The following is a 4,242-nucleotide window of genomic DNA, read 5'->3' as shown; positions in this document are numbered from 1 at the left end:
GTGCCGGCGGGGCACTTCTTCCGGCCTCTGGACAAGAGCCCGCGCCTTTGCCGAGCCGCTGCTGGCCGGCCGCGCGCTGGACACGGGCGAAGACGCGTTTGATCACGCCGAAGGCATGGCCGCGCTGCTGGCCGGCATTGGCGGCGCCCCGTCGCTTCAGGCTGCCGCCTACCTGGTCTATGCGGCCGACTATCTGCAGCGGCCCGAGGAAGTGGTCGAGAAGGCCTTCGGCGCCTCCTATGCAAGCCTGGTCACGCTGACGCGCAAGCTGGTGCAGGTGCAGCGCGCCGCGCGCGAAGCGCAGGTCATGGGCACGGCGCGCCAGGCCGAGCAGACCGAGCGCGTGCGCAAGATGCTGCTGGCCTTCTCGAAGGACTTGCGCGTGGTGCTGCTGCGCCTGGCCTCGCGGCTGCAGACGCTGCGCTGGTACGCCGCCAGCAAGCAGGGCTGCCCGCAGGCACTGGCGGCCGAGTCGGCCCAGGTCTTCGCGCCGCTGGCCAACCGCCTGGGCATCTGGCAGTTCAAGTGGGAGCTGGAAGACCTGGCCTTCCGCTTCCTGCAGCCCGAGGAATACAAGCGCATTGCCAGGCTGCTGGCCGAGAAGCGTGTGGAGCGCGAAGCCGGTGTGGAAGTGGTGCGCAAGCAGATGGGCGCGGACCTGCAGTCGCACGGCGTGCCGGCGGTGGTCTACGGCCGGCCCAAGCACATCTACAGCATCTGGAAAAAGATGCAGGGCAAGCAACTGCCGTTCGACCGCGTGATGGATGTGCGCGCGCTGCGTGTCGTCGTGGCCGACGTGCCGGCCTGCTACGCCGCGTTGAGCCGGGTGCAGGAACGCTACCGCGCGGTCGCCGCCGAATACGACGACTACATCGCCAAACCCAAGCCCAACGGCTACCGCTCGCTGCACACCGTGGTGCTGGGCGACGACGACCGGCCGATCGAAGTGCAGATCCGCACCCAGGCCATGCACGAGCACGCCGAATACGGCGTGGCCGCGCACTGGGCCTACAAGGAGGCTGGCGCCAAAGGCTATGCCGGCGTGGCGGCGGCAGGCGAATTCGAAGAGCGTGTGGCCGAGGCCCGCAAGGCCGTGCTGCGCCAGCTGCTGGCCTGGGAACGCGACTTTGCCGGCCATGCCGAGCAAAGCCCCGAAGGGCGCTTTGACGACCGCATCTACGTCTTCACGCCGCAGGCCACAGTGATTGAGCTGACGGCGGGCGCCACGCCGGTGGACTTCGCCTACGCGCTGCACACCGACCTGGGCCACCGCTGCCGCGGCGCGCGGGTCGACGGCGTGATGGTGCCGCTGTCCACGCCGCTGGCCAACGGCCAGACGGTGGACATCATCGCCGCCAAGGAAGGCGGCCCGTCGCTGGACTGGTTGAACAGCGAGCTCGGTTTCCTGCGCAGCCCGCGGGCCCGCGCCAAGGTGCGCGCCTGGTTCAACACACAGGCCCAGGCCGGCACCATTGCGCGCGGCCGTGAGCTGGTCGAAAAGCTGCTGCAGCGCGAAGGCCGCACTTCGCTGAAGCTCGCGGAGTTGGCCGATCAGCTTGGCTTCAAGGACGCGGACGCGCTGTTCGAGCTGGTCGGCAAGGATGAATACTCGCTGCGCAACATCGAGCAGTTGCTGCGCCCGCCGCCTCCGCCACCGCCGGACAACGAAATGCCGGTGCTGCGCCGGCCGAAGGCAGACGGGCAGGGCGCGCGCGGCGGCGTGCTGGTGGTTGGCGTCGAAAGCCTGCTGACCAACCTTGCGCGCTGCTGCCGCCCGGCGCCGCCGGACGCCATCGGCGGCTTCGTGACCCGCGGCAAGGGCGTGGCGATCCACCGGCTGGACTGCTCGAACTTCCGCTACATGGCCCAGCGCATGCCCGAGCGCGAGATCGCCGTTGCCTGGGGCGCGACGCCCAAGGACCGCGTGGCCGCCTACCCGGTCGACGTGTCCATTGACTCGGCCGAGCGCCCCGGGCTGCTGCGCGACATCACCGAAGTCTTCTCGAAAGAAAAGATGAACGTGACCGGCGTGCACAGCAGCAGCCTCAAGGAAGCCAGCGGCAGAAGCCTGCGCATGGTCTTCACCGTGGAGGTGAGCGACGCCGCGCGCCTTCAGCAGGTGCTGAGACACGTGGCTGCCGTCTCCGGCGTGCGCCAGGTCCGTCGAAAGTAGCTGGAAGTTTTTTCAGGGCAGCTTGCCAACTTCCCGAAAACCGGCATATACTGCGAGGCTCAGCAGGCGCGTAGCTCAGTTGGTTAGAGCACCACCTTGACATGGTGGGGGTCGTTGGTTCGAATCCAATCGCGCCTACCAAATTCGGTAGGGAAATCAAGCACTTGGCGGCAACGCCAAGTGCTTTTTTTCTTGGCGGTACGAAAAAGTACGAAAAAGCGGACGCGATTGCTGGCGCTGTCCGTGGCCGCCGCTGCCGGCTGATGCTCACCTGTGCAGGGTCTCCTGTGCCAGCGCAGGCGGGGCCTTTGCCCGCGCGGCAGGTTGCTCACGCAGATCCCGGGATGCCGGACGGTCGCGCTGGGCTGTGGATGCGCGCTGCGTCAGGCGCCAGGCCGGTGCCTACGGCTCGCCTGGGCGCACTTTCGCCTTCGGCCGCGTTGCATGTTCTGTCGCTTGCTTGTCCTTTCAGACAACGCGTGCTTTGATCGCACCATTATCTTAATGAATAATAATCATTCTCATTCAATATGACAAACAGGTGACCTTGGGCAATCTCGCCCGGTCAGGCGTGTGGAGGCGCCCACAGCATGTCTTGCTTGCCCAGCAGTTCCCTGGCCGAAGTCTTCATTGGCAGCCGCCTGCATTTGCGCATGCTGGCCCAGCGCATCGTCGGCACTCTCGACCTGGCCGAAGAGGTCGTGCAGGAGGCCTACCTGAAGGTCGTCGAGCGGGCCAGCATCGAGGTCGTGGGCAAGCCGCAGGCGTTCTGCAGCCAGGTGGTGCGCAACGTGGCGTTGGACCACTACCGCCGGCAAAAAGTCGAATCGACTTACCGCATCTACTCCGACGATGGCGAACTGCCGCCCGTGGCGGGCGGTTTCACGCCGGACCAGCTGGTGCAGGACAGGCGCATGCTGGCCGCGGTCGACCAGGCGCTGGACACGCTGCCTGCTCGCACCCGCCATGCGTTCGAGCTGTACCGCCTCAGTGGCATGACGCAGCGCGACATCGGCAAGAAGCTCGACTGCTCGGCCACGCTGGTCAACTTCATGATCAAGGATGCGATGCAGGTGCTGATGAGCTGCCCGGTGCTCAGGACCGGCATGGCAGACTGAACAGCGCCGTTTTGGCCGGGCGAGGTGCATGTGTCGCACAAACAGGTGCTGCGAAATGCGCTGCGTCTGAAACATCGCGTGTTGTGAGGTAAAACGCGCTGCATGGATCACGACATGCAGTCACCGCATGATGCCGTCTGGCAGGCCGCCTGGGCCTGGGTGCAGCGGCAGCATGAAATGCCCGATCTGCCGGCTGTCGAGCAGGTCGCGCTTGTGGCCTGGTTGAACGAGGCCCCCGGCCATCGGGCCGCCTACGAGCGGGCCAGCAAGGTCTGGCTGATGACCGGCTTGGTGCCACCCGTCAACGACATCGACTTGCCGGACAGCGAAGACCGCTGAACCCGCACCGCCGGTCTCACGTTGCCGGCCTAAACAAATCGCCGCCCGGCGCGTCTTGAAGAACGACGGCGCATGCGCAGGCCTCGCGGCCTTGCCCATGCGTCTTCGCTCCCTTCAACCGCGCGAGGACGCCGATGTCAACCAGCTGCTTTGACCGAGAGGACGAGACCTTCATCGTCCTGGTCAACCACGAAGAACAGTATTCGATCTGGCCTGAATGGAAGGCCGTGCCCGGTGGCTGGAAGGCCATCGAAGGCGTGAAGGGCGACAAGAAGACCGTGCTCGCGTTTGTCGAGCAGGCCTGGGTCGACATGCGGCCACTGTCGCTGCGGCAATGGATGGCAGAGCAGGCCGAGGCAGGCCAGGGCGAAGCCGCCCAGGCACCCGTCTCTCTGCAGTGAGCATGCCCGCCATGCCGGCTTCCGGCGTTGACCTGCTGTGCCTGCCTTGCGCAGGCGCCAGCGCCACCATGTACCTGCGCTGGCGCCGCCAGCTGCCGCCCTGGCTGCGCGTGCAGCCGGTGGAACTGCCCGGGCGCGGTTCTCGCCTGGACGAGTCCGCTGCCACCGATTTCGAAACGCTGGTGGCGCAGCTCTGCGCCGAGCAGCAGGC

The 4,242-nt window shown here is 66.6% G+C and carries 5 protein-coding genes and 1 tRNA gene; all 6 read left to right on the top strand.

What is annotated here, in order from left to right; translation table 11 throughout:
- Nucleotides 1–2,173: RelA/SpoT family protein (locus FKP22_RS22705; RefSeq protein WP_141289951.1), on the top strand; the 2,173-nt coding region annotated here is incomplete at its 5' end.
- Between the two features lie 64 nt (nucleotides 2,174–2,237).
- Nucleotides 2,238–2,314 (top strand) — tRNA-Val (locus tag FKP22_RS22700).
- Nucleotides 2,315–2,772: 458 nt separating this feature from the next.
- Entirely contained in the window at nucleotides 2,773–3,291 is a 519-nt protein-coding gene (locus tag FKP22_RS22695; protein ID WP_231012875.1) for a sigma-70 family RNA polymerase sigma factor, read from the top strand.
- 114 nt (nucleotides 3,292–3,405) lie between these two features.
- Nucleotides 3,406–3,630, top strand: coding sequence for a DUF4880 domain-containing protein (locus tag FKP22_RS22690; protein WP_211361528.1), 225 nt, complete (start codon nucleotides 3,406–3,408; stop codon nucleotides 3,628–3,630).
- Nucleotides 3,631–3,764: 134 nt separating this feature from the next.
- Nucleotides 3,765–4,031: an MbtH family protein gene (locus FKP22_RS22685; protein ID WP_141289948.1), complete on the top strand. Its 267-nt coding sequence runs from the start codon at nucleotides 3,765–3,767 to the stop codon at nucleotides 4,029–4,031.
- Between the two features lie 11 nt (nucleotides 4,032–4,042).
- Nucleotides 4,043–4,242: thioesterase II family protein (locus FKP22_RS22680; RefSeq protein WP_233446937.1), on the top strand; the 200-nt coding region annotated here is incomplete at its 3' end.

The sequence above is a fragment of the Ideonella azotifigens genome, assembly GCF_006519715.1.
GTDB classification, from domain to species: Bacteria; Pseudomonadota; Gammaproteobacteria; order Burkholderiales; family Burkholderiaceae_C; genus Ideonella; species Ideonella azotifigens.
The sequence above is the reverse complement of the archived record's forward strand: the minus strand, read 5'-3'. Positions and strand labels throughout refer to the sequence as shown.